21 protein-coding genes and 2 tRNA genes are annotated in these 23,486 nt (G+C 53.1%); 18 read left to right on the top strand and 5 right to left on the bottom strand.

Annotated features, from left to right (window positions below; genetic code table 11):
• The first annotated feature begins 81 nt into the window (after positions 1–81).
• Both OGY04_RS18815 and OGY04_RS18810 read left to right on the top strand, forming a co-directional pair.
• Positions 82–157 (top strand) — tRNA-Gly (locus OGY04_RS18815).
• Between the two features lie 156 nt (positions 158–313).
• Positions 314–389 (top strand) — tRNA-Gly (locus OGY04_RS18810).
• Positions 390–658: 269 nt separating this feature from the next.
• Here OGY04_RS18810 and queG read toward each other — a convergent pair.
• Complete coding sequence (queG, locus tag OGY04_RS18805; RefSeq protein WP_111466215.1) at positions 659–1,798, bottom strand: tRNA epoxyqueuosine(34) reductase QueG; 1,140 nt, start codon at positions 1,796–1,798, stop codon at positions 659–661.
• Between queG and nnr the strand changes: the two genes are divergently transcribed.
• The 15 genes from nnr (at position 1,797) to OGY04_RS18730 (ending at position 19,521) form a co-directional block, all read left to right on the top strand.
• A complete protein-coding gene (gene nnr / locus OGY04_RS18800) occupies positions 1,797–3,344 on the top strand; it encodes a bifunctional ADP-dependent NAD(P)H-hydrate dehydratase/NAD(P)H-hydrate epimerase (RefSeq protein WP_234692607.1) in 1,548 nt (515 codons plus the stop codon). The two genes, queG and nnr, sit on opposite strands and share 2 nt — an antisense overlap.
• Complete coding sequence (tsaE, locus tag OGY04_RS18795) at positions 3,316–3,777, top strand: tRNA (adenosine(37)-N6)-threonylcarbamoyltransferase complex ATPase subunit type 1 TsaE (protein WP_008786002.1); 462 nt, start codon at positions 3,316–3,318, stop codon at positions 3,775–3,777. The genes nnr and tsaE overlap by 29 nt, the downstream gene beginning before the upstream one ends.
• Before the next feature lie 16 nt (positions 3,778–3,793).
• A complete protein-coding gene (gene amiB, locus OGY04_RS18790) occupies positions 3,794–5,125 on the top strand; it encodes an N-acetylmuramoyl-L-alanine amidase AmiB (protein ID WP_286585820.1) in 1,332 nt (443 codons plus the stop codon).
• 9 nt (positions 5,126–5,134) lie between these two features.
• The gene (gene mutL, locus OGY04_RS18785) at positions 5,135–7,009 is read left to right on the top strand and encodes a DNA mismatch repair endonuclease MutL (RefSeq protein WP_267441500.1); all 1,875 of its coding nucleotides are present in this window, start codon (positions 5,135–5,137) and stop codon (positions 7,007–7,009) included.
• Positions 7,002–7,952, top strand: coding sequence for a tRNA (adenosine(37)-N6)-dimethylallyltransferase MiaA (gene miaA / locus OGY04_RS18780; RefSeq protein WP_003839486.1), 951 nt, complete (start codon positions 7,002–7,004; stop codon positions 7,950–7,952). Before mutL ends, miaA begins: the two co-directional genes overlap by 8 nt.
• 84 nt (positions 7,953–8,036) lie before the next feature.
• Positions 8,037–8,345 carry an RNA chaperone Hfq gene (hfq, locus tag OGY04_RS18775; RefSeq protein ID WP_003025584.1) on the top strand — a complete coding sequence of 103 codons (309 nt, stop codon included), beginning with the start codon at positions 8,037–8,039 and terminating at the stop codon, positions 8,343–8,345.
• A 74-nt stretch (positions 8,346–8,419) separates the two neighbouring features.
• Positions 8,420–9,700, top strand: a complete 1,281-nt coding sequence (gene hflX, locus OGY04_RS18770; RefSeq protein WP_003830495.1) for a ribosome rescue GTPase HflX — start codon at positions 8,420–8,422, stop codon at positions 9,698–9,700.
• A 189-nt stretch (positions 9,701–9,889) separates the two neighbouring features.
• Entirely contained in the window at positions 9,890–11,143 is a 1,254-nt protein-coding gene (hflK, locus tag OGY04_RS18765) for an FtsH protease activity modulator HflK (RefSeq protein WP_008786005.1), read from the top strand.
• A 2-nt stretch (positions 11,144–11,145) separates the two neighbouring features.
• Entirely contained in the window at positions 11,146–12,150 is a 1,005-nt protein-coding gene (gene hflC / locus OGY04_RS18760; protein ID WP_003830491.1) for a protease modulator HflC, read from the top strand.
• A gap of 82 nt (positions 12,151–12,232) precedes the next feature.
• Positions 12,233–12,430 (top strand): DUF2065 domain-containing protein, encoded by a 198-nt coding sequence (locus OGY04_RS18755; RefSeq protein WP_003025602.1) that lies wholly within the window; start codon positions 12,233–12,235, stop codon positions 12,428–12,430.
• A 102-nt stretch (positions 12,431–12,532) separates the two neighbouring features.
• Positions 12,533–13,831, top strand: coding sequence for an adenylosuccinate synthase (gene purA / locus OGY04_RS18750; RefSeq protein WP_003025606.1), 1,299 nt, complete (start codon positions 12,533–12,535; stop codon positions 13,829–13,831).
• A gap of 216 nt (positions 13,832–14,047) precedes the next feature.
• On the top strand, positions 14,048–14,473 hold the full coding sequence (gene nsrR, locus OGY04_RS18745) for a nitric oxide-sensing transcriptional repressor NsrR (RefSeq protein WP_003830485.1): 426 nt from the start codon (positions 14,048–14,050) through the stop codon (positions 14,471–14,473).
• Positions 14,474–14,511: 38 nt separating this feature from the next.
• The gene (rnr, locus tag OGY04_RS18740) at positions 14,512–16,974 is read left to right on the top strand and encodes a ribonuclease R (RefSeq protein WP_048215088.1); all 2,463 of its coding nucleotides are present in this window, start codon (positions 14,512–14,514) and stop codon (positions 16,972–16,974) included.
• Between the two features lie 72 nt (positions 16,975–17,046).
• Positions 17,047–17,778, top strand: coding sequence for a 23S rRNA (guanosine(2251)-2'-O)-methyltransferase RlmB (rlmB, locus tag OGY04_RS18735; protein WP_003830482.1), 732 nt, complete (start codon positions 17,047–17,049; stop codon positions 17,776–17,778).
• Positions 17,779–17,898: 120 nt separating this feature from the next.
• The gene (locus OGY04_RS18730; protein WP_020996264.1) at positions 17,899–19,521 is read left to right on the top strand and encodes an isovaleryl-CoA dehydrogenase; all 1,623 of its coding nucleotides are present in this window, start codon (positions 17,899–17,901) and stop codon (positions 19,519–19,521) included.
• A gap of 86 nt (positions 19,522–19,607) precedes the next feature.
• On the opposite strand, the gene yjfN is transcribed toward OGY04_RS18730, so the two are convergent.
• Positions 19,608–19,883 (bottom strand): DUF1471 family protease activator YjfN, encoded by a 276-nt coding sequence (gene yjfN, locus OGY04_RS18725; protein ID WP_020996263.1) that lies wholly within the window; start codon positions 19,881–19,883, stop codon positions 19,608–19,610.
• Positions 19,884–20,030: 147 nt separating this feature from the next.
• On the bottom strand, positions 20,031–20,360 hold the full coding sequence (bsmA, locus tag OGY04_RS18720; protein WP_057066585.1) for a biofilm peroxide resistance protein BsmA: 330 nt from the start codon (positions 20,358–20,360) through the stop codon (positions 20,031–20,033).
• Positions 20,361–20,541: 181 nt separating this feature from the next.
• Here bsmA and yjfP point away from each other — a divergent pair, with 181 nt between their 5' ends.
• Positions 20,542–21,291, top strand: coding sequence for an esterase (yjfP, locus tag OGY04_RS18715; protein WP_103285850.1), 750 nt, complete (start codon positions 20,542–20,544; stop codon positions 21,289–21,291).
• Here yjfP and ulaR read toward each other — a convergent pair.
• Positions 21,288–22,043 carry an HTH-type transcriptional regulator UlaR gene (gene ulaR, locus OGY04_RS18710; RefSeq protein ID WP_003025646.1) on the bottom strand — a complete coding sequence of 252 codons (756 nt, stop codon included), beginning with the start codon at positions 22,041–22,043 and terminating at the stop codon, positions 21,288–21,290. The two genes, yjfP and ulaR, sit on opposite strands and share 4 nt — an antisense overlap.
• 106 nt (positions 22,044–22,149) lie before the next feature.
• Entirely contained in the window at positions 22,150–23,214 is a 1,065-nt protein-coding gene (gene ulaG, locus OGY04_RS18705; RefSeq protein WP_003025649.1) for an L-ascorbate 6-phosphate lactonase, read from the bottom strand.
• Between the last annotated feature and the right edge of the window lie 272 nt (positions 23,215–23,486).

The raw sequence follows: 23,486 nt of genomic DNA, 5'->3' as shown, positions 1-23,486 counted from the left end.
GTCCTTAGGAGCTTACTGAAGTAAGTGACTCAGGCGAATGAAGGCAGCCAACGCAGTAGCGGTTCGAAAGACGAAGATTATGCGGGAATAGCTCAGTTGGTAGAGCACGACCTTGCCAAGGTCGGGGTCGCGAGTTCGAGTCTCGTTTCCCGCTCCAAAATTTGAAAATGCTTGTAAAGCACAGACCACCAATCGCAGGATTTCGAATTGCGACAAGGCGGCAACTGAATGAGTCCTTAGGAGCTTACTGAAGTAAGTGACTCAGGCGAATGAAGGCAGCCAACGCAGTAGTGGTTCGAAAGACGAAGATTAAGCGGGAATAGCTCAGTTGGTAGAGCACGACCTTGCCAAGGTCGGGGTCGCGAGTTCGAGTCTCGTTTCCCGCTCCAAATTCTTACCCCAATAAAAATATCCACAACGAATAATCGCGTTGGGGACGTTTTGTTTCGTCATTGACATACTCTTGTAAACAGACTTATCCACAGGTTCGGGTATTATTCCTGGAATGCAAAAAACTTCGCCGGGTGAATAGTATCATTTTAACTATTTGAAATTATTAACTTAATTATCATTTCAAATTGTTAATACGATCACTTGACGATTTTTTCCCTCTTGAATATCAATGTGTTTTTATTTTTATACACAAGCTGTGGATGACTTAAGCGTCGCGCGGCAGACCCTTCTCAATGACCCTGACCAAACGTTGTTTCTGCGGTAGCTGCACCTCAACTACGCAGGCATTTCGCTTCTCGATTTGCTGAGCAACCGCCCACTCTATGTGTTCGTCGAGAAGTGGGTGCTCACCTCTGCGACTTTCCAGTGCGCGAAGAATGGCTTCATTCCAGGGGGCATTACCCAACGCAACGGCGATATTTCGCAGCCAGCGCAGGTGGCCAATACGACGAATGGCAGACCCCTCAGTGACTTTTAAAAACCACGCTTCGCTCCAGCTAAACAGCTCTATTAACTCCGGAGCATGAAGCTGCTTGCGCGGGTTGAAGTCATCCTCTGCCGTCAACTGTGAATAGCGGTTCCACGGGCAAATAAGCTGGCAATCATCGCAGCCATAAATTCGATTCCCCATCAAGGGACGAAATTCTTCCGGGATCGCGCCTTCCAGTTCGATAGTGAGATAAGAGATACAGCGGCGCGCATCCACCGTGTAGGGTTCAACAATGGCCCCAGTGGGACAGATGGTCATGCAGGCAACGCATTTCCCGCATCCTTCTTCTGCTGGTTGGTCGACCGGTAGGGGTAAGTCGATCAGTAATTCCCCGAGGAAGAAAAATGAACCGGCTTCGCGATTGAGGATAAGTGAGTGCTTACCTGTCCAGCCAAGCCCGGCTTTTTCCGCTAACGGACGCTCAAGAATGGGCGCAGAATCGACAAAAGGTCTAAAATTCAGCGAAACGCAATGCTGTTGAATCATCTCTCCCAGCTTTTTTAAGCGGTTACGTAGCAGCTTATGATAGTCGCGCCCCAGCGCGTAACGGCTGACGTAACCCAGAGAAGGATTCTTCAATGTGCTGGCGAAGGCCGCATTGGCAGGAAGATAGTTCATACGTACGCTGATGACACGTAGCGTACCGGGCAATAATTCGTGAGGTCGGGCGCGCATCATGCCGTGACGGGCCATCCAGTCCATCTCGCCGTGGTATTGTTTATCCAGCCAGGCCTGCAGTTTGGGTTCCGCTTCGCTGAGGTCGGTATCGGCAATCCCGACCTGCTGAAAGCCAAGCTCCAGCCCCCACTGCTTAATATTTTGCGCTAACTGATTGAGATCGAGGGGCTCTGACATGACGGACCATACAATGAAGAAAAACCCCGCAAGTATACCACACTCCATCTGGCACGCCGATGACATCAGGCGGATGGAGCGAGAAGCGGCAGACAGTTCAGGGCTGACGCTGTACGAACTGATGCAACGGGCGGGAGAGGCGGCTTTTCAGGTCACTCGTGAGGCTTATCCGAACGCCCGGCACTGGCTGGTGCTATGTGGCCATGGCAACAACGGCGGTGATGGTTACGTAGTGGCAAGACTTGCCAAAGCGCTGGGTCTTGAAGTTACGTTGCTGGCGCAGGAAAGTGACAAACCGCTCCCCGAGGAGGCGCAGCAGGCACGTGATGCCTGGCTTAACGCTGGTGGCGTCATTCACGCGGCGGATATCAATTGGCCAAATAACGTGGACGTCATTATTGATGCGCTGTCAGGCACTGGCTTAAAACATGCGCCGCGTGAGTCTCTCTCGGTATTGATTGAACGTGCCAATTCTCACCCAGCCCCCACCGTGGCGATAGACATTCCCTCCGGCCTGCTGGCGCAGACGGGAGCGACGCCGGGCGCGGTCATCAACGCAGCGCATACCATTACCTTTATTGCACTCAAGCCGGGCCTGCTCACCGGTAAAGCGCGCGATGTCACCGGGCGTCTGCATGTTAACGCACTTGGGCTGGGCGACTGGCTGGCGGGGCAGAATGCACCAATACAACGTTTTGATGCCCAACAGCTTGCGCACTGGCTAACGCCGCGTCGACCCTCCTCGCACAAAGGCTCCCACGGGCGGCTGGTGATTATCGGCGGTGACCACGGTACGGCTGGCGCAATACGCATGGCCGGGGAAGCCGCGCTGCGAGCAGGTGCCGGGCTGGTCAAAGTGCTGACGCGCAGTGAAAACATTGCGCCTATTTTGACAGCCAGACCGGAACTGATGGTCGATGCGCTGACGCCGCAGACGCTGGAAGAGAGCCTGGCGTGGGCGGATGTAGTGGTGATAGGCCCCGGGCTTGGTCAGCAGGAGTGGGGCAAAAAAGCGCTGCAAAAAGTGGAGAATTTTCGCAAACCGATGCTCTGGGATGCGGATGCGCTGAACCTGCTGGCAATCAACCCCGATAAACGTCACAATCGCGTGATCACGCCGCATCCAGGTGAAGCCGCGCGACTGCTGGGTTGTTCCATTGCAGAAATTGAAGACGATCGCTTACTTTGTGCACAACGTCTGGTAAAACGGTACGGAGGCGTGGTGGTGCTGAAAGGCGCGGGTACGGTTGTTGCTGCTGAACAGGCGGAGTTGGGTATTATTGATACCGGCAATGCCGGGATGGCCAGCGGCGGAATGGGGGATGTGCTTTCCGGTATTATTGGCGCATTGCTCGGACAGAAGCTTACCCCGTATGATGCAGCATGTGCGGGATGTGTTGCGCACGGAGCGGCGGCGGATGTGCTGGCGGCGCGTTTTGGTACGCGTGGCATGCTGGCGACGGATCTCTTTACCACGCTACAGCGTATTGTTAACCCTGATGTGATTGACGTTTATCATGATGAATCGAGTAATTCCACTACCTGATGAGCAGGCGACTTTAGACCTGGGACTGCGGGTAGCCAAAGCCTGTGACGGCGCGACGGTTATATATTTGTACGGCGACCTGGGGGCGGGTAAAACCACCTTCAGCCGGGGATTTTTGCAGGCGTTAGGTCATAAAGGTAATGTAAAAAGCCCCACCTACACGCTGGTTGAACCCTATTCACTCGATAACTTGATGGTATATCACTTCGATTTATACCGACTTGCGGACCCAGAGGAGCTGGAATTTATGGGGATCCGCGATTATTTTGCCAATGATGCCATCTGCCTGGTGGAATGGCCGCAACAAGGTAAAGGTGTACTGCCAGACCCGGACGTCGAAATACACATTGAATACCAGGCGCAAGGTCGAGAGGCGCGTGTAAGCGCAGTCTCCTCATCAGGTGATTTATTGCTGGCGCGTTTAGCCGATTAACCTTAAGGGTGGCGGGATGATTTATCGCATCAGAAACTGGCTGATGGCAACCCTGGTCCTGCTGTGCGCGCAGGCAGGGGCCGCCAGTCTCTCCGATCTTCAGGTGTCCAATGGCGATCAACAGGCGCGGATTACGCTGAGCTTTATTGGCGATCCTGAATATGCCGTTTCGCAGGACGGGAAACGAACCGTCGCGCTGGATATTAAACAAACCGGTGTGATTCAGGGATTACCGCTGCTGTTTAGCGGCAATAATCTGGTGAAATCTATCCGTTCCGGCACGCCAAAAGATGCGCAGTCTCTGCGCCTGGTGGTGTATTTAACCGAGAACGGTAAAGCCGAAGCAGTAAAACGCCAGAACGGCGGCAATTATACCGTCGTGTTTACCATCAACGCTGATGCGCCACCGCCGCCACCTCCACCTCCCGTGGTTGCAAAGCGTGTTGAAGCGCCGATTGTCGCCCCACGTCCTGTTGAGCCAGCGCGTAATCCGTTTAAAGCAGAAAACGATCGCACTACGGCTGTGACTAACAGCAATACCTCCACGCGCCCTGCGGCGCGCGCCAGCACCAGCAACGGCGATAAAGTGGTGATTGCCATTGATGCCGGACACGGTGGACAGGATCCTGGCGCTATTGGTCCTGGCGGCACGCGTGAGAAAAACGTCACGATTGCCGTGGCGCGCAAGCTGCGCAGTTTGCTCAATGATGATCCGATGTTTAAAGGCGTACTCACCCGTGATGGTGATTACTTTATCTCGGTGATGGGGCGTTCAGACGTCGCGCGTAAACAAAACGCCAATTTCCTGGTTTCTATTCACGCGGATGCCGCGCCAAATCGTGATGCCACAGGTGCTTCCGTTTGGGTGCTGTCAAACCGTCGGGCGAACAGTGAGATGGCCGGCTGGCTGGAACAGCACGAGAAGCAATCGGAGCTGTTGGGCGGCGCGGGCGATGTGCTGGCAAACAGCCAGTCCGATCCTTACCTCAGCCAGGCTGTACTGGATCTGCAGTTCGGTCATTCGCAGCGCGTCGGGTATGATGTGGCGACCAGCATGATCGGCCAGTTAGAACGTATTGGTTCGATGCATAAGCGTCGTCCAGAACACGCCAGTCTTGGCGTACTGCGTTCGCCTGATATCCCGTCAGTGCTGGTTGAAACCGGCTTTATCAGTAACAACAGCGAAGAACGTCTGTTGGCGAGCGATGATTACCAGCAGCAACTGGCTGAGGCGATTTACAAAGGATTGCGTAACTATTTCCAGGCGCACCCGATGCAAACCGGGCCGCAGGGCGCACCAGCGCAAACCGCCAGCGCCATATCGCCGGGTAACACGTTAACAAATTAAGGATTAGCCATGCCGATTCAGGTTCTACCGCCACAGCTGGCGAACCAGATTGCCGCAGGCGAGGTGGTAGAACGGCCTGCGTCAGTGGTGAAAGAGCTGGTGGAAAACAGCATCGATGCCGGTGCGACGCGCATTGATATCGATATTGAACGCGGCGGCGCGAAGCTTATCCGTATTCGTGACAACGGCTGCGGGATTAAAAAAGACGAGCTGGCGTTGGCGTTGGCGCGTCATGCCACCAGTAAAATAGCCTCGCTTGACGATCTTGAAGCCATCGTAAGCCTCGGATTTCGCGGCGAAGCGTTGGCCAGTATCAGCTCCGTGTCTCGCTTAACCCTGACGTCGCGTACGCAAGAACAACCCGAAGCCTGGCAGGCGTATGCCGAAGGGCGTGACATGGATGTCACAGTTAAACCCGCTGCGCATCCGGTGGGAACCACGCTGGAGGTACTAGATCTGTTCTACAACACCCCGGCGCGGCGCAAATTTATGCGCACCGAGAAAACCGAATTTAATCATATCGACGAGATTATTCGCCGCATTGCGCTGGCGCGTTTTGATGTGACGATAAATTTGTCGCACAACGGCAAAGTGGTGCGTCAGTACCGGGCAGTGGCCGCGGATGGGCAGAAAGAGCGCCGACTGGGCGCGATTTGCGGCACGCCGTTTCTGGAGCATGCGCTGGCGATCGAATGGCAGCATGGCGATTTAACATTGCGCGGCTGGGTGGCCGATCCTAACCACACAACGGCAGCACTGGCAGAAATCCAGTACTGCTACGTGAATGGTCGGATGATGCGCGACCGGCTGATCAACCATGCTATCCGCCAGGCCTGTGAAGATAAGCTGGGAGCCGATCAACAGCCCGCTTTTGTGTTGTATCTGGAAATCGATCCGCATCAAGTGGATGTCAACGTACACCCTGCTAAACATGAGGTCCGTTTCCATCAATCCCGCCTGGTGCACGATTTTATTTACCAGGGCGTGTTGAGCGTCCTGCAACAGCAGCTTGAAACGCCGCTGCCGTTGGCTGATGACGACGAACCCGCCCCAAGGCACATCCCGGAAAACCGCGTTGCTGCTGGACGCAACCATTTTGCCGAGCCGGCTCCCGCGCGTGAACCTGCGACGCCGCGGTACTCAGCATCCGCTGGCACTGGAAGTGGCAGTAGTGGTGGCGGTGGCCGTCAGGCGGGAGCCAGTTGGCCTCATGCTCAACCCGGATACCAAAAGCAGCAGGGCGAAATTTATCAGCAACTGATGCAGACGCCTGCTCCAACGCGTAAAACGCCGGTCTCTGAAACGCCATCGACGCCTCTGACTGGCAACAGTCAGGGCTTTGGCCGGGTGCTAACGATTGTTGGTGCAGACTGCGCGTTACTCGAGTGTGATGGACATATTCGGTTGTTGGCATTACCGGTGGCTGAGCGTTGGTTGCGTCAGGCGCAGTTAACGCCGGGTCAGGGAGCGGTTTGTGCTCAACCGTTACTGATCCCTTTACGTCTAAAAGTGACCGCCGATGAAAAAGCGGCACTGCAAAAAGGACAGAGCCAACTGGCTGAGTTGGGCATTGAATTTCAGCTGGATGCGCAGCATGTGACCATCCGGGCGGTGCCTTTACCCTTACGCCAACAAAATTTACAAATCTTGATTCCTGAACTGATAGGCTACCTGGCGCAGCAATCCGTATTCGAGCCGGGCAATATTGCACAGTGGATCGCACGTAACCTGATGAGCGAGCATCCACAGTGGAGCATGGCACAGGCGATTACGCTGTTAGCGGATGTTGAGCGGCTCTGCCCACAACTCGTGAAGGCACCGCCGGGTGGTCTGTTACAACCTGTTGATTTACATTCGGTAATGAATGCCCTGAAACATGAGTGATACCCGTAAGGCGAGCCTGCCAAAGGCGATTTTTTTGATGGGGCCAACGGCCTCCGGTAAAACGGCATTAGCAATTGAATTGCGTAAAGTTTTGCCCATAGAGTTGATAAGCGTTGATTCCGCCCTTATTTACAAGGGGATGGATATCGGTACAGCCAAGCCTGATGCAGATGAATTACAGGCCGCACCGCACCGATTGCTGGATATCCGCGATCCATCGCAGGCGTACTCCGCTGCGGATTTTCGTCGCGATGCGTTAGCCGAGATGGCCGACATCACCGCCGCGGGCCGTATCCCGTTGCTGGTGGGCGGCACAATGTTATATTTCAAAGCCTTGCTTGAAGGACTGTCGCCGTTACCGTCGGCGGACCCGGAAGTCAGGGCCAGAATTGAGCAGCAGGCGGCAGAGCAGGGTTGGGACGCGTTACACCGACAGCTTCAGGATATCGATCCCGTGGCAGCGGCGCGTATTCATCCAAATGATCCGCAAAGACTTTCCCGGGCACTGGAAGTTTTTTTCATTTCGGGTAAAACTTTAACGGAGCTGACGCAAACGTCAGGAGATGCTTTGCCGTATCAGGTGCATCAGTTTGCAATCGCCCCGGCGAGCCGTGAACTGCTCCATCAGCGAATTGAGCAGCGTTTTCATCAGATGTTAGCTTCAGGTTTTGAAGCAGAAGTCCGGGCGCTTTTTGCCCGTGGAGATTTGCATACGGATTTGCCTTCCATTCGTTGTGTAGGGTATCGCCAGATGTGGTCATACATTGAAGGTGAAATTTCATACGATGAAATGGTTTATAGAGGTGTTTGCGCCACGAGGCAGTTGGCGAAGCGACAGGTAACCTGGTTGCGTGGTTGGGAAGGGGTGCACTGGCTTGACAGTGAAAAGCCTGACCAGGCGCGAAACGAAGTATTACAGGTTGTTGGTGCTATCGCGAACTGAATGTGTACAATTGAAACGTATCGTGCGCAATTTTTCAGAATCGAAAGGTTCAAAGTACAAATAAGCATATAAGGAAAAGAGAGAATGGCTAAGGGGCAATCTTTACAAGATCCGTTCCTGAACGCACTGCGTCGGGAACGTGTTCCAGTTTCTATTTATTTGGTGAATGGTATTAAGCTGCAAGGTCAAATCGAGTCTTTTGATCAGTTCGTGATCCTGTTGAAAAACACGGTCAGCCAGATGGTTTATAAGCACGCGATTTCTACTGTTGTCCCGTCTCGTCCGGTTTCTCATCACAGCAATAATGCCACCGGCGGCACAGGCAGCAACTACCATCACGGTAGCAACGCGCAAGGTTCATCTGCGCAACAGGACAGCGAAGAAACCGAATAAGGTTATTAGCTGTTTTACATACGGGGAGCCAGCGATCCTGTGTTCCCCGTTGATTTATATTAAGGGGTTGACGCTTGTTTGACCGTTATGATGCCGGTGAGCAGGCGGTACTGGTACACATCTATTTTTCGCAAGACAAAGATATGGAAGACCTCCAGGAGTTTGAATCTCTGGTTTCTTCCGCCGGTGTCGAAGCAATGCAGGTGATTACCGGGAGCCGTAAAGCACCGCACCCGAAGTATTTTGTTGGTGAAGGTAAGGCAATCGAAATTGCCGAAGCCGTAAAAGCGACTGGCGCTGCGGTGGTGATTTTTGATCATGCTCTAAGCCCTGCCCAGGAACGTAACCTGGAACAGTTGTGCCAGTGTCTTGTTATCGACAGGACTGGTCTCATTTTAGATATTTTTGCCCAGCGTGCGCGAACCCATGAGGGTAAGTTGCAGGTTGAGCTGGCGCAGTTGCGCCATATGGCTACGCGTCTGGTCCGTGGCTGGACTCACCTTGAACGGCAAAAGGGCGGGATTGGTTTGCGCGGTCCGGGTGAAACCCAGCTCGAAACCGACCGTCGTTTGCTGCGTAATCGCATTTTGCAGATACAGTCGCGCCTGGAAAAAGTTGAAAAGCAACGTGAGCAGGGGCGACAGTCGCGCAAGAAAGCGGATGTCCCAACCGTATCACTGGTGGGATATACCAACGCCGGAAAATCCACCCTGTTCAACCAGATCACCGAAGCCCAGGTCTACGCAGCGGATCAGCTGTTTGCGACCCTGGACCCGACGCTACGCAGAATAGACGTTGCGGACGTGGGTGAGACTGTGCTGGCGGATACCGTTGGGTTTATCCGTCATTTGCCGCACGACCTGGTGGCGGCGTTTAAGGCCACCTTGCAGGAAACACGTCAGGCGACATTGCTGCTGCACGTTATTGATGCAGCAGATTTTCGTGTGCAGGAAAACATTGAGGCCGTCGATACGGTGCTCGAAGAGATCGATGCGCATGAGATCCCGACCCTGCTGGTGATGAATAAAATCGATATGTTGGATGACTTTGAGCCGCGTATCGACAGAGATGAAGAGAATAAACCCATTCGCGTTTGGGTATCAGCGCAAACGGGGATTGGTATACCACAACTTTTTCAGGCTTTGACTGAGCGACTTTCCGGTGAGGTGGCGCAGCATACGTTGCGTTTGCCGCCGCAGGAAGGGCGTTTGAGAAGCCGGTTTTATCAACTTCAGGCAATAGAAAAAGAGTGGATGGAGGAGGACGGCAGCGTAGGTCTGCAGGTTCGTATGCCGATCGTAGACTGGCGTCGCCTCTGTAAACAAGAACCGGCACTGGAAGACTATGTTGTCTGATCTGACGGATATGGCCTGAAGATTTTTTCGCCTCTATACCTTGTGGATTTTGTGCGGCAGGAAGGCGGCAAGTCCTGAAATCTCCAGGAGCATAGTCAACTATGTGACTGGCGTTGAGGGACGCAGCCAACGCAACGGCAGCGCAAAAGACGCAGGTATAGCATCGCATAACAAATATGGAGCACAAAAATGGCGTGGAATCAGCCCGGTAATAACGGACAAGACCGCGACCCCTGGGGAAGCAGCAAACCTGGCGGCAACCCTGAGGGAAATGGAAACAAAGGTGGTCGCGAGCAGGGACCTCCCGATCTGGACGATATCTTCCGCAAACTGAGTAAAAAGCTCGGTGGTCTGGGTGGCGGTAAAGGTACTGGCTCTGGCGGCGGTAGTTCATCGCAAGGCCCGCGTCCGCAACTGGGCGGTCGAGTCTTTACTATCGCAGCGGCCGCTATCGTCATTATCTGGGCGGCCAGCGGTTTCTATACCATTAAAGAAGCGGAACGCGGCGTGGTGACACGCTTCGGTAAATTCAGCCATTTGGTTGAACCGGGTCTGAACTGGAAACCGACCTTTGTCGACGAAGTGACACCGGTCAACGTTGAAGCCGTGCGTGAACTTGCCGCATCCGGCGTCATGCTGACCTCTGACGAAAACGTCGTGCGCGTCGAAATGAACGTACAGTACCGCGTGACCGATCCGCAGCGTTACCTGTTTAGCGTAACCAGCGCGGATGACAGTCTGCGTCAGGCTACCGACAGTGCCCTGCGTGGGGTTATCGGTAAATACACCATGGACCGTATCCTGACCGAAGGTCGTACCGTTATTCGTAGCGATACCCAACGTGAACTGGAAGAAACGATCCGTCCGTACAACATGGGTATCACCCTGCTGGACGTCAACTTCCAGGCTGCACGTCCGCCGGAAGAAGTAAAAGCCGCGTTTGACGATGCTATCGCAGCACGTGAAAACGAACAGCAGTACATCCGTGAAGCGGAAGCGTACACCAACGAAGTTCAGCCGCGTGCAAACGGTCAGGCGCAGCGTATTCTGGAAGAAGCGCGTGCGTATAAGACTCAAACCATCCTGGAAGCACAGGGTGAAGTGGCTCGCTTCGCAAAAATTCTGCCGGAATATAAAGCCGCACCGCAAATTACCCGCGAGCGTCTGTATATCGAAACCATGGAAAAAGTGCTGAGCAATACCCGCAAAGTCCTGGTTAACGATAAAGGCAGCAATTTGATGGTTCTGCCGCTGGATCAAATGCTGAAAGGTGGTAGTGCGCCAGCAGCAAAGACTGACAGCAGTTCAAACCTGCTGCGTCTGCCGCCAGCAACGACTTCCAGCACTGGAGCAAGCAACACATCGTCCACCAGTCAGGGCGATATTATGGACCAACGCCGCGCGAATGCGCAGCGTAACGACTACCAGCGTCAGGGGGAATAACGATGCGTAAGTCAGTTATTGCGATTATCATCATCGTTCTGGTAGTTCTGTTCATGTCTGTCTTTGTGGTCAAAGAAGGCGAGCGCGGTATTACTCTGCGCTTTGGTAAAGTTCTGCGTGACGATGAAAACAAGCCGCTGGTCGTAGCACCAGGCCTGCACTTCAAGATTCCGTTTATTGAATCTGTGAAGATGCTGGATGCGCGTATTCAGACCATGGACAACCAGGCCGATCGCTTTGTTACCAAAGAGAAGAAAGACCTGATCGTTGACTCCTACATCAAGTGGCGCATCAGTGACTTTAGCCGTTACTACCTGGCAACGGGCGGTGGCGATGTTTCTCAGGCGGAAGTCCTGCTGAAACGTAAGTTCTCTGACCGTCTGCGTTCTGAAATTGGTCGTCTGGACGTGAAGGACATCGTTACCGATTCCCGCGGTCGTCTGACCCTGGAAGTTCGTGACGCGCTGAACTCCGGTTCTGCTGGCACGGAAGATGAAGTGGCGACTCCGGCAGCAGATAGCGCGATTGCCGAAGCGGCTGAACGTGTTCAGGCTGAAACGAACGGTAAAGTACCGGTCATCAACCCGAACAGTATGGCGGCATTGGGCATCGAAGTGGTTGACGTGCGTATTAAGCAAATCAACCTGCCTGCTGAAGTGTCCGAGGCTATCTACAACCGTATGCGCGCTGAGCGTGAAGCGGTAGCGCGTCGCCATCGTTCACAAGGCCAGGAAGAGGCGGAAAAACTGCGTGCAACGGCTGACTATGAAGTCACCAAAACGCTGGCAGAATCTGAGCGTCAGGGCCGTATTATGCGCGGTGAAGGCGATGCAGAAGCCGCTAAGCTGTTTGCCGATGCGTTCAGTCAGGATCCGGACTTCTACGCCTTCATCCGTAGCCTGCGTGCTTACGAGAAGAGCTTTGAAGGGAATCAGGACGTAATGGTCATGAGCCCGGACAGCGATTTCTTCCGCTACATGAAGACACCAAATACCGCGACACGCTAATCGCGTTCCAGCGGTTTTAAAGCAGCAAAACCACCGGCATCTCCAGGGATGCGGTGGTTTTCTTTTTATATAAGGGCGATGGATGAATTCAACAATTTTGCTGGCGCTCGCGCTGGTTTTGGTGCTGGAAGGGCTGGGTCCGATGCTTTATCCCAGCGCATGGAAGAAAATGATCTCTGCAATGGCGCAACTTCCCGAAAATATTTTGCGTCGTTTTGGTGGAGGTCTTGTGGTTGCGGGCGTTGTGGTCTACTACATGTTGAGGAAAACGATTGGCTGAACAATAAGTAGACTAATTTGCGGGTTTTCGCATGCAAAAAGTGCTGTATATCTGAAAAAGCGGTGGTAGAATCCATTTTTAAGCAAACGGTGATTTTGAAAAATGGGTAACAACGTCGTCGTACTGGGCACCCAATGGGGTGACGAAGGTAAAGGGAAGATCGTCGATCTTCTGACTGAACGGGCTAAATATGTTGTGCGCTACCAGGGTGGTCACAACGCAGGCCATACTCTCGTAATCAACGGTGAAAAAACCGTCCTCCATCTTATTCCATCAGGCATTCTTCGCGAAAACGTAATCAGCATCATCGGTAACGGTGTTGTTCTGTCTCCGTCCGCGCTGATGAAAGAAATGAAAGGACTGGAAGATCGTGGTATCCCGGTTCGCGAGCGCCTGCTGCTGTCTGAAGCTTGTCCGCTGATCCTTGATTATCACGTTGCGTTGGATAACGCTCGTGAGAAAGCGCGTGGCGAGAAAGCGATCGGTACTACCGGTCGTGGTATCGGTCCGGCTTATGAAGACAAAGTAGCTCGTCGCGGTCTGCGTGTTGGCGATCTGTTTGATAAAGCAACTTTCGCTGAAAAACTGAAAGAAGTGATGGAATATCACAACTTCCAGCTGGTGAATTTCTATAAAGTTGAAGCAGTTGACTACCAGAAAGTGCTGGATGATGTGATGGCTATCGCCGACATCCTGACCTCAATGGTTGTTGATGTTTCCGATCTGCTGGACCAGGCGCGTAAGCGTGGCGATTTCGTCATGTTTGAAGGTGCGCAGGGTACGCTGCTGGATATCGACCACGGTACCTATCCGTACGTAACGTCCTCCAACACCACCGCAGGTGGCGTGGCAACCGGCTCCGGCCTGGGCCCACGTTATGTGGACTACGTTCTGGGTATCATCAAAGCTTACTCTACTCGTGTAGGTGCGGGTCCGTTCCCGACAGAGCTGTTTGATGACGTTGGCGAGTTCCTGTGCAAACAAGGTAACGAGTATGGCGCGACCACCGGTCGTCGTCGTCGTACCGGTTGGCTGGACTCCGTTGCTGTACGCCGTGCAGTACAGATTAACTCCCTGTCTGGCTTCTGCCTGACCAAACTGGACGTACTGGACGGTTTGAAAGAGGTGAAAATCTGTGTCGCTTACCGTATGCCGGATGGCCGCGAAGTAACGACTACTCCGCTGGCAGCTGACGACTGGAAAGGTATCGAGCCGATTTACGAAACCATGCCGGGTTGGTCTGAATCCACCTTTGGCGTGAAGGAACGTAGCGGTCTGCCGCAGGCAGCGCTGAACTACATCAAGCGTATTGAAGAACTGACCGGTGTGCCGATTGATATTATCTCAACTGGCCCAGACCGTACTGAAACCATGATCCTGCGCGACCCGTTCGACGCATAATTCTGGTTATAGCGTAGCGTCAAACGGCGCTGCGCTTGCACTAATTTAGGCCGGATAAGGTGCTTTGCATCAGAATCCGGCTTAAAATCACGTAAGTTCCTCGCTTTTTTCCTTCCCGAACTGAAATAAATTAGCGACCTGGCTGGTGGCTGGTTTATCATCAATGTAATTAATACTACCAGGTTTATCCGTTTTATCCCTTTTCCTGAGGTTGATGTGCAGTTAACAAGTTTCACCGATTACGGATTACGTGCGCTAATCTACATGGCGTCACTTCCCGAAGGACGTATGACCAGTATTTCTGAGGTGACAGAAGTCTACGGCGTGTCCCGTAATCATATGGTCAAAATAATCAATCAACTTAGCCGGGCGGGCTTTGTTACTGCTATTCGAGGAAAAAATGGCGGTATCCGCCTGGGTAAACCCGCTAAGGATATTGGTATTGGTGATGTGGTTCGCGAGCTGGAACCCTTATCGTTGGTCAACTGTAGCAGCGAGTTTTGCCACATTACCCCTGCCTGTCGACTCAAACAGGCGCTTTCTAAAGCAGTGCAAAGTTTTCTCACGGAACTGGACAACTACACACTTGCTGATTTGGTTGAAAAGAATCAACCGCTTTATAAATTATTGCTGGTGGAGTAACGACTCCCGCCAGCAGCGATGATGACGGAGGAACCGACATGTCACAAGATCCTTTCCAGGAACGCGAAGCAGAAAAATACGCGAATCCTATCCCGAGCCGGGAATTTATCCTCGAACATTTAACTAAACGTGAAAAGCCGGCCAACCGTGATGAGCTGGCCGCTGAACTCAATATTGAAGGTGAAGAGCAGCAAGAAGCGCTGCGTCGTCGCCTGCGCGCGATGGAGCGTGACGGACAACTGGTCTTCACCCGTCGTCAATGCTATGCGCTGCCGGAGCGTCTCGACCTGCTGAAAGGTACCGTTATTGGCCACCGTGATGGCTACGGCTTTCTGCGCGTTGAAGGCCGCAAAGATGACCTGTATCTGTCCAGCGAGCAAATGAAAACCTGCATTCATGGCGATCAGGTGCTGGCGCAGCCGTTGGGCGCGGACCGTAAAGGTCGCCGCGAAGCGCGTATTGTGCGCGTACTGGTGCCGAAAACCAGCCAGATTGTCGGCCGCTACTTCACCGACGCTGGTGTTGGATTTGTCGTCCCAGACGACAGCCGCCTGAGCTTCGATATTCTGATCCCGCCGGAAGAGGTAATGGGCGCTCGTATGGGCTTTGTGGTCGTCGTTGAACTGACCCAGCGCCCGACTCGCCGCACCAAAGCGGTGGGTAAAATTGTTGAAGTGCTGGGCGATAACATGGGAACCAGCATGGCCGTTGATATGGCCCTGCGTACTCATGAAATCCCATATATCTGGCCTCAGGCGGTTGAGAAACAGGTCGCCGGGCTGAAAGAAGAAGTGCCGGAAGAGGCGAAAGTAGGACGTGTCGATCTGCGCTCCCTGCCGCTGGTGACTATCGATGGCGAAGATGCGCGCGACTTCGACGATGCGGTTTATTGCGAGAAGAAACGCGGCGGTGGTTGGCGTTTATGGGTGGCGATTGCTGACGTAAGCTATTACGTTCGCCCGCCGACTCCGCTGGACCAGGAAGCTCGTAGCCGTGGCACATCCGTTTACTTCCCGTCGCAGGTTGTTCCGATGCTGCCGGAAGTGCTGTCTAACGGATTGTGTTCACTCAATCCGCAGGTGGACAGGTTGTGTATGGTCTGTGAAATGACCATTTCGTCGAAAGGCCGTTTAACCGGCTTTAAATTCTACGAAGCGGTCATGAGTTCCCACGCACGTCTGACCTACACCAAGGTCTGGCACATGCTGCAGGGCGACCAGGAGCTGCGTGAGCAGTACGCACCGCTGGTTAAACACATTGAAGAGTTGCATAACCTCTACAAAGTGCTGGATAAAGCCCGTGAAGAGCGTGGCGGTATCTCGTTTGAAAGTGAAGAGGCGAAGTTTATCTTCAATGCTGAACGCCGTATTGAGCGTATCGAGCAGACGCAGCGTAACGACGCACACAAGCTGATTGAAGAGTGCATGATCATGGCGAACATCTCAGCGGCGCGATTCGTTGAGAAAGCCAAAGAGCCAGCGCTGTTCCGTATTCATGATAAGCCGACGACCGAAGCGATTAACTCGTTCCGTTCCGTCCTGGCAGAGCTGGGGCTGGAGCTGCCTGGTGGCAACAAACCTGAGCCGCGTGATTACGCTGAACTGCTGGAGTCGATTGCTGACCGTCCTGACGCAGAAATGCTGCAAACCATGCTGCTGCGTTCGATGAAGCAGGCGATTTACGATCCGGAAAACCGTGGTCACTTTGGCCTGGCGCTGCAATCTTATGCACACTTTACTTCACCGATCCGTCGTTACCCGGATCTCTCCTTGCACCGGGCGATTAAGTATCTGCTGGCGCAGGAGCAGGGCCATAAGGGCAACACCACGGAAACCGGTGGCTACCATTATTCGATGGAAGAGATGCTGCAACTGGGTCAGCACTGTTCGATGGCCGAGCGCCGTGCTGATGAAGCCACGCGCGATGTCTCTGACTGGCTGAAGTGCGACTTCATGCTGGACCAGGTGGGTAATGTCTTCAAAGGCGTGATTGCCAGCGTGACCGGATTTGGTTTCTTTGTCCGTCTCGATGAACTGTTTATCGATGGTCTGGTGCATGTCTCCTCTCTGGATAACGACTACTATCGTTTCGACCAGGTTGGGCAGCGCCTGACGGGGGAATCCAGCGGCCAGATGTATCGCCTGGGCGATCGCGTGGAAGTTCGCGTGGAAGCAGTCAACATGGACGAACGTAAGATCGACTTCAGCTTGATCTCCAGTGAACGTGCGCCGCGTAATGAAGGTAAAACCGCCCGCGAAAAAGCCAAAAAAGGCGATGCGGGTAAAAATACCGGTAAACGTCGTCAGATGGGCAAAAAGGTGAATTTCGAGCCGGACAGTGCTTTCCGCGGCGAGAAGAAAGGCAGAGCCAAACCTCAGGCGGATAAGAATGCGGCTGAGAAGAAAGGCGATAAAAAAGCGAAAAAGCCCTCGGCAAAAACGCTTAAAATTGCTGCCGCCACTAAAGCTAAACGTGCGGCGAAAAAGAAAGTCGCACAATAACAGCCATAGACTGTAAGTCGGGCAACCTTCGCGTTGCCCGGCGTTACGCATAAACTATTAACGAGTACATTCATGAGTGAAATGATTTACGGCATCCATGCGGTGCAGGCCCTGCTGGAACGTGCGCCTGAGCGCTTCCAGGACGTCTTTATTCTCAAAGGTCGTGAAGATAAACGCCTGCTGCCGCTGATCCACGCACTGGAAGCACAGGGTGTTGTCATTCAACTGGCTAACCGTCAGTTTCTGGATGAGAAAAGCGAGGGTGCGGTACATCAGGGGATTATTGCTCGCGTGAAGCCGGGCCGTCAGTATCAGGAAAACGATCTGCCGGATCTGATTGCTACGCTCGATCAGCCGTTCTTTTTGATCCTCGATGGCGTCACCGATCCGCATAACCTGGGCGCATGCCTGCGTAGCGCCGATGCCGCTGGCGTACATGCTGTAATCGTACCGAAGGATCGTTCCGCACAGTTGAATGCGACGGCGAAAAAAGTGGCCTGTGGTGCGGCAGAAAGCGTACCGCTGATCCGCGTCACCAACCTGGCGCGCACCATGCGTATGCTGCAGGAAGAGAATATCTGGATCGTCGGAACCGCAGGTGAAGCCGACCATACTCTCTATCAGAGCAAAATGACCGGTCGTCTGGCGCTGGTGATGGGCGCAGAGGGTGAAGGTATGCGCCGTCTGACTCGCGAACACTGTGACGAACTGATCAGCATCCCGATGGCAGGGAGCGTTTCGTCATTGAACGTTTCAGTTGCGACGGGCATCTGCCTGTTTGAAGCCGTCCGCCAGCGCGGCTAATTCATTCTCTATGTCTCTTAAGCCATCCCTCGGGATGGCTTTTTTGTGACCTGAATCCCAGGCACTCTCTTGTCTGGCTGACCATACTTAAAACGACGGCCATTGACGGAGGGAGACACAATGCACTGGCAAACGCATACCGTTTTTAACCAACCTGTACCGCTCAATAACAGTAACTTATATTTGTCCGACGGCGCACTGTGCGAAGCGGTTATCCGCGAAGGCGCTGGTTGGGACAGCGATCTTCTTGCCAGTATTGGTCAGCAGCTAGGGACTGCCGAGTCGCTCGAACTGGGGCGTCTGGCCAATGCTTTTCCACCTGAACTGTTGCGCTACGACCCGCAGGGGCAGCGGCTGGATGATGTGCGTTTTCATCCTGCCTGGCATTTGCTGATGCAGGGATTATGCGCCAACCGCGTACATAATCTGGCCTGGGAAGAAGATGCGAGGCAGGGAACATTTGTTGCCCGGGCGGCCCGTTTCATGCTGCATGCGCAGGTGGAAGCTGGCACGTTGTGTCCGGTGACCATGACTTTTGCCGCCACGCCGCTGTTACTTCAGATGTTACCCGCCCCCTTTCACGACTGGCTTACGCCGCTGCTAAGCGACCGTTATGACTCGCATTTACTGCCAGGTAGGCAAAAGCGTGGGCTGCTTATCGGCATGGGCATGACTGAGAAACAGGGTGGTTCAGATGTGCTGAGCAATACCACTCAGGCAGAACGTCTTGCTGACGGCTCGTATCGGCTGGTGGGACATAAGTGGTTTTTCTCCGTGCCGCAAAGCGATGCCCATTTAGTGCTGGCCCAGGCTAAGGGAGGATTGTCCTGCTTTTTTGTGCCGCGATTTTTACCTGACGGGCAGCGTAATGCTATCCGTCTTGAGAGATTGAAAGATAAGTTAGGCAACCGCTCCAACGCCAGCTGCGAGGTTGAATTCCACGATGCGATTGGCTGGCTATTGGGTGAAGAAGGGGAAGGTATACGCCATATCCTGAAAATGGGGGGGATGACGCGTTTTGACTGTGCGCTCGGTAGTCACGGTATGATGCGGCGTGCTTTTTCCGTCGCGATTTACCATGCGCACCAGCGGCAGGTCTTTGGCAAGCCATTGATTGAACAGCCGATGATGCGTCAAGTGTTAGGTCGGATGGCGCTCCAACTGGAAGGTCAAACGGCGTTACTGTTTCGACTGGCGCGGGCCTGGGACCGCCGTGCTGATGCTAAAGAAGCGCTGTGGGCCAGGTTGTTCACGCCAGCGGCGAAATTCTCCGTGTGCAAAAGCGGGATGCCGTTTGTTGCAGAGGCGATGGAAGTGCTGGGCGGGATTGGCTATTGCGAGGAGAGCGAGCTGCCGCGTTTGTATCGTGAAATGCCGGTAAACAGTATCTGGGAAGGCTCTGGCAACATTATGTGCCTTGATGTATTGCGGGTACTGACCAAACAACCCGGCATATACGAGATGCTCAGTGAAGCCTTTGCGGAAGTCAAAGGGCAAGACCGACATTACGATCGAATGGTGCGTCAGCTCCAGCAGCGTTTACGTAAACCTAGCGAGGCATTGGGGCGGGAGATTACGCAGCAGCTTTTCCTGCTCGGTTGCGGAGCGCAGATGTTGCGCTATGCCTCTCCACCAGTGGCGCAGGCCTGGTGCCAAATGATGCTTGATACGCGGGGGGGACTACGATTGTCTGAGCAGGTGCTGAACGATTTGCTTCTGCGGGCAACGGGGGGATTACGATAATAATATGCCTGATGGCGACGCTTTCGCGTCTTATCATGTCTACAGTTCACTGTAGGTCAGATAAGTTTACGCCATCCGGCAATGTGTTAAGCATAGAGTATGGCCTGTACGCGCCAGTTGTCGGGCTGCTGATCTTCGTACATTTGAATGATCCGATACCATGAGGCACCTTGTTCATCCGCTTTTAACGCGACTATACGTTCTACATCCTGCGGATTTCCTGCAATGTTACTGACAGATATCTGGCCAATTTCGTTCAGGCCAGTAACACAGTCAGCACTGGCGAATTCGGCAGACTGTGCCGTAGTACCTACCAGTCCGGCAGAAAGCAGCAGTGAGGATAAGGCAAGTGATTGTTTCATCGTCAGCTCCATTATTCGTACCCCTACACACGGCAGGGCATTCCATCGCGATAATAAACCTCAAGCTTCCTGCTGTTGGTTTATTGTGCACAGGTAAACGCATAGGGGCGCAAAGCAATGTAAAGCTGACTAAATTTCAACCCAATGTTATTTACGATACAAAATAGCCTGTGAATACCATTGGCCTGTCACGATGGTTTCATCCACTAATAAAACCACGTAGTAATCAGCTTTAGCCGCGGCGGCTTTGGCACGGATCTCTGCCAGCGCATCATCCGGAGAGCCTCTTACCAGTGCGCTAACCGTCCCTAATCGCTGTAACCCATTACTCTGGTCACGGCGGATCTCCTGCGGGTGGTCGGCAACGGGCGGTGCGGGTTGCGGCGTTCCCTGTAGCACGCTACAGGCGCTTAAAAACATAACCAACAACAAAGAGGCAAACCGACGCATAACTCTATCTCGTTTCCTGATAGCCATAGTGTAGTGCCTTATTAATTTCCCTTTAGGGGAATGTTCCCGAATTGTTATCTCTCACGCGATTTTCGAATGAAAATGTTGCGAAAGCGTAACCCAGTTCTCAACATTATGAATCATTGCCGAACACATTCGCTTGCGTTAAGTATTGCTGCATGGCATACCAGAAAGAAAGAGGCGACAAATGATCGAAATTGAAACACGACAGTTGGCGGGTATCCCTGTCCTGCACGCCGTTCCGGCTGGCAAACGCGAATGTTCACTCCCTTGTATTATCTTCTATCACGGGTTTACCTCTTCAAGCCTGGTTTACAGCTATTTTGCCGTTGCGCTGGCTCAGGCCGGTTTCCGCGTCGTCATGCCAGATGCGCCCGACCATGGCGCTCGCTTCAAAAGCGATGCCCAGATGCGGATGCACCGCTTCTGGCATATTTTGCAGCAAAATATGCAGGAGTTTGCGACGTTACGTGCGGCGCTGGTGGCGGAAAATTGGCTTTCAGATGAGCGGCTTGCCGTCGGAGGAGCATCGATGGGAGGAATGACGGCGTTGGGCATAATGGCGCGCCATCCTGAGGTTAAATGTGTAGCCAGCCTGATGGGTTCTGGCTATTTTACCCGGCTTGCGCAGACGCTTTTTCCCCCTCTACTGATTCAGACCCCAGAGCAACAGGCGGAATTTGATACCGTTATCGCCCCGCTTGCCGAGTGGGATGTTACGCATCAGTTACCACGCCTCGCTGACAGGCCGTTGCTGCTGTGGCATGGACAGGACGATGATGTTGTACCCGCTGTTGAAACCTTCCGCTTACAGCAAGCGCTGATTCAGGCAGGTTTGGACAACAATCTGACCTGCCTGTGGGAAGCGGGCGTACGACATCGCATCACGCCAGAAGCGCTGGCTGCGACGGTGACGTTTTTCCGCCAGCACCTTTAAACGCGCATAATGCTCACGCCCTGAGCTTCGAGCTGTTGCAGGATCTCAGGGTTCGCATTTTTGCCGGTAATCAGCATATCGATTTGATCGGCGCGGCTGAACAGCATCCCCGCGCGTTCACCGACCTTACTGCTATCGACCAACACCACCAGTTTGCCCACCACGTTAAGCATCTTCTGCTCCGCCATCGCGGTGAGCATATCGGTTTTATACAGTCCATCTGCGGTCAACCCTTTGCCACTGGTGAACATCCAGTGCCCGGCATACAGGCTATTTTCACTGCCTTGCGGGCTAAGCGTGATGGATTGGCTTTTGTTATATTGCCCTCCCATGATGATCACGCTGTCATGCTCCTGGTCGATCAGATAGTTCGCCAGCGGCAGATAATTAGTGATGATCTGCACCGGCTTGCCGCACATTTCGCGACCCAGTAGAAAGGCGGTCGATCCGCAGTTGATCACCACGCTTTCACCCGCATTCACAAGCTGGGATGCCGCCTTGGCAATGCGAACTTTTTCATCGTGGTTCTGTGCCTGGTGCAGATTCATTGGCGTCCAGCGCGGTCGCTGCTGGGTAATAGCTTCTGCGCCGTTGCGGACTTTCTTGAGTTTGCCGCTTTCATCGAGTTTGTTGATATCCCGGCGTGCTGTGGCGGGTGAAATCCCCAGACGCTCAATCACGTTCTCAACGGTAACAAAGCCCAACTGCGCCAGCATATCCAGCAATATTTGATGTCTTTGTGCTTCAGTCATGAGCTATTCCGATACAAATTGATTTGAAAAGATGATATTTGAAATAGCCTGGAAATACTAAAGTAAATGGGAAAAAATGCCGGGATGGCCCGGCATTTTGTGTGGATCACAAGAACGATTTAAACGGTAAATCTGGTTCAATCGTGAAGCAGTCGTCAAAGCCGCGCGGATAGTGATATTCAAAGTTATCTTTGTCCAGCGGCCAGGTGAACTTGCCACCCACCTGCCAGATAAAAGGCTTAAAGCCATACTTCAGCCGATCTTTTTTCATCTCCCACAGTACGCGGATCTCCTGAGGATCGGCCTGGAAGTTTGACCAGATATCGTGATGGAAAGGGATCACCACTTTTGTATTCAGGGCCTCCGCCATACGCAGCATGTCGGAACTGGTCATTTTGTCCGTAATTCCCCGTGGATTCTCGCCGTAGGATCCGAGCGCGACGTCGATCTGGTGCTCATTGCCATGCTTTGCATAGTAGTTGGAGTAGTGTGAATCACCGCTGTGATAAAGCGTACCGCCCGGCGTTTTGAACAGATAGTTTACGGCGCGGGCATCCATACCATCCGGCAGCACGCCTGCCGCTTTTTGATCGGCAGGAAGCGTGATCAATGCCGTACGATCAAACGCATCAAGCGCATGAATTTCAATATCTTTCACTTTCACCACATCGCCAGGTTTTACCACGATGCAGCGCTCTTTTGGTACACCCCAACCGATCCACAGATCCACACAAGTCTGCGGTCCAATAAACGGCACGTCGTCGGCACAGTTCTGCATGACGGCTGCTGCAACATTTACGTCGATGTGATCGTTATGATCGTGCGTGGCCAGCACCGCATCGATCTGACGAATGGCAAACGGATCAAGAACAAACGGCGTGGTGCGCAGGTTTGGCTGCAGCTTCTTCACGCCCGCCATGCGTTGCATCTGGTGACCGGTTTTCATCAGCGGGTTACCGTGACTCTGTTTACCCGTACCGCACCAGAAATCGACGCAGACGTTAGTTCCGCCTTCAGACTTTAGCCAAATTCCGGTACAGCCAAGCCACCACATAGCGAAAGTGCCGGGTGCGACCTGTTCCTGCTCGATCTCTTCATTGAGCCAGCTTCCCCACTCCGGGAATGTGCTCAGAATCCATGATTCACGCGTGATGCTTTTTACTTTACTCATCGCAATTACCTTCATGTTTGTTCAAGTTGAATCAAATTATGATTTGTTTTGATTGATACTGACATCATTTTCTCAAGAAGGCAATGCGCTGATTTTTGGTGTTGAATGGGAAAATGTGAACAAATTACAACGTGACAAGATGGTTTATATGAAATGTATTTTTGTATTTTATTGTTTTAAATGAATTTATTTTGGCGTGTATGAATTTGAAGTAAATCCACTCTGCAAGTAAGAGAATTATTTGCGTACTTCATCACATTTAATCAAATTCA

Source organism: Citrobacter sp. Cpo091, from assembly GCF_030332645.1.
GTDB lineage: Bacteria > Pseudomonadota > Gammaproteobacteria > Enterobacterales > Enterobacteriaceae > Citrobacter > Citrobacter portucalensis.
The sequence above is the reverse complement of the archived record's forward strand: the minus strand, read 5'-3'. Positions and strand labels throughout refer to the sequence as shown.

Excerpts from the sequence above, each read along its gene's own strand:
- nnr (WP_234692607.1), top strand. The coding sequence starts at position 1,797 with ATGACGGACCATACAATGAAGAAAAACCCCGCAAGTATACCACACTCC.
- queG (WP_111466215.1), bottom strand. The coding sequence starts at position 1,798 with ATGTCAGAGCCCCTCGATCTCAATCAGTTAGCGCAAAATATTAAGCAG.
- tsaE (WP_008786002.1), top strand. The coding sequence starts at position 3,316 with ATGATGAATCGAGTAATTCCACTACCTGATGAGCAGGCGACTTTAGAC.
- amiB (WP_286585820.1), top strand. The coding sequence starts at position 3,794 with ATGATTTATCGCATCAGAAACTGGCTGATGGCAACCCTGGTCCTGCTG.
- mutL (WP_267441500.1), top strand. The coding sequence starts at position 5,135 with ATGCCGATTCAGGTTCTACCGCCACAGCTGGCGAACCAGATTGCCGCA.
- miaA (WP_003839486.1), top strand. The coding sequence starts at position 7,002 with ATGAGTGATACCCGTAAGGCGAGCCTGCCAAAGGCGATTTTTTTGATG.
- hfq (WP_003025584.1), top strand. The coding sequence starts at position 8,037 with ATGGCTAAGGGGCAATCTTTACAAGATCCGTTCCTGAACGCACTGCGT.
- hflK (WP_008786005.1), top strand. The coding sequence starts at position 9,890 with ATGGCGTGGAATCAGCCCGGTAATAACGGACAAGACCGCGACCCCTGG.
- hflC (WP_003830491.1), top strand. The coding sequence starts at position 11,146 with ATGCGTAAGTCAGTTATTGCGATTATCATCATCGTTCTGGTAGTTCTG.
- OGY04_RS18755 (WP_003025602.1), top strand. The coding sequence starts at position 12,233 with ATGAATTCAACAATTTTGCTGGCGCTCGCGCTGGTTTTGGTGCTGGAA.
- purA (WP_003025606.1), top strand. The coding sequence starts at position 12,533 with ATGGGTAACAACGTCGTCGTACTGGGCACCCAATGGGGTGACGAAGGT.
- rnr (WP_048215088.1), top strand. The coding sequence starts at position 14,512 with ATGTCACAAGATCCTTTCCAGGAACGCGAAGCAGAAAAATACGCGAAT.
- rlmB (WP_003830482.1), top strand. The coding sequence starts at position 17,047 with ATGAGTGAAATGATTTACGGCATCCATGCGGTGCAGGCCCTGCTGGAA.
- OGY04_RS18730 (WP_020996264.1), top strand. The coding sequence starts at position 17,899 with ATGCACTGGCAAACGCATACCGTTTTTAACCAACCTGTACCGCTCAAT.
- yjfN (WP_020996263.1), bottom strand. The coding sequence starts at position 19,883 with ATGAAACAATCACTTGCCTTATCCTCACTGCTGCTTTCTGCCGGACTG.
- bsmA (WP_057066585.1), bottom strand. The coding sequence starts at position 20,360 with ATGGCTATCAGGAAACGAGATAGAGTTATGCGTCGGTTTGCCTCTTTG.
- yjfP (WP_103285850.1), top strand. The coding sequence starts at position 20,542 with ATGATCGAAATTGAAACACGACAGTTGGCGGGTATCCCTGTCCTGCAC.
- ulaR (WP_003025646.1), bottom strand. The coding sequence starts at position 22,043 with ATGACTGAAGCACAAAGACATCAAATATTGCTGGATATGCTGGCGCAG.
- ulaG (WP_003025649.1), bottom strand. The coding sequence starts at position 23,214 with ATGAGTAAAGTAAAAAGCATCACGCGTGAATCATGGATTCTGAGCACA.